1 protein-coding gene and 1 pseudogene are annotated in these 1085 nt (G+C 34.8%); one reads left to right on the top strand and one right to left on the bottom strand.

The window, feature by feature from the left end; translation table 11 throughout:
- Positions 1 to 196, top strand: a pseudogene (locus tag IRT38_RS11200) (hypothetical protein); the annotation flags it as partial.
- A 40-nt stretch (positions 197 to 236) separates the two neighbouring features.
- Here the strand turns inward: IRT38_RS11200 and IRT38_RS11195 are convergent.
- Positions 237 to 1085 (bottom strand): ATP-binding cassette domain-containing protein (locus tag IRT38_RS11195; RefSeq protein ID WP_194597733.1); only part of this gene is annotated, 849 nt, incomplete at its 5' end.

The raw sequence follows: 1085 nt of genomic DNA, 5'->3' as shown, positions 1-1085 counted from the left end.
ATGGCTGCTAACATTACATCCAGTAGCTTCAGGTCGTATTTATGCGGCATATGGTGGGATATATATTTTTACAGCACTGTTGTGGCTACGTTATGTCGATCAAGTGATGTTATCACGTTGGGATGTTTTAGGTGTACTTATCGTGTTATGTGGTGCGGCAATTATTATTTTACAACCACAAGGTTTAGTTCGCTAATCATCAGCATGACAAATTCATTTGCCATGCTGATTTAAGATTAATTCAATAAATAACTTTCTTCTATGCCGCATTCTTTTACAAAGAGCTCATCATGAGAAACTAAGATGACGGAGCCATGAAATGAACGGATAGCACGAGCTAAAAGTTCTCGTGATTCTATATCTAAATGATTGTCTGGCTCATCTAAGAGTAAAAGTTCAACTGTTTGGAATTTCAAAGCAACTAAAGCGACCTTTAATCGCTCACCACCACTTAGAGAGCTTATTGGAGCAAATGATTTTTCTCTACGAATTTGTAGATTTCCTAAAGCTGTTCGTATTTGTTGCTCAGATAGATTTGAGTCAATGCTTTTAAGAAACTCATAAGCGGATATATTTTGATTGAGTAAACAAAAATTCTGATCCAAATATACTAATTTCGCATTTGAATAGATTTCTCCAGCTATAGGTTTGATTAAACCTTGAATAGTTTTAAGAAAAGTCGATTTACCGCAACCATTTACACCCCTCAAATGTATTTTTTCTCCTGCTTTAATCGCAAGCTGAATTGGATTTGTACTGGCGTAAGCTATTTTTAATTCATAACAGCGTAATATTTCTCCTGATATTTTTGTAGGTTGTGTAAACTCAAAAGATTGTGATTTGTAATATTCCAGTTGATGTTGTTTATGCTGTAACTCATCTTTCGCTTGAGTAAGCTGTTTGATCTGTTGTTTTTTTAGTTGAGAAAGTGATTGTTCAGATTGCTCCTTTTTTGCATCAAGTAAGATTGTCGCTTGAGATCCTGATGCTCTTAATTTCTCACCTGTTTTCTTTCTTTTTTGTGCTTTCATTTGGCTTTGATGTTGTTGCTCTTTGAGTTGTTTCAAATCACGCTTTTCTTGTAG

Source organism: Acinetobacter sp. SK-43 (assembly GCF_015351505.1).
GTDB classification, from domain to species: domain Bacteria; phylum Pseudomonadota; class Gammaproteobacteria; order Pseudomonadales; family Moraxellaceae; genus Acinetobacter; species Acinetobacter junii.
This window is presented reverse-complemented; position numbering and strand designations above follow the sequence as displayed.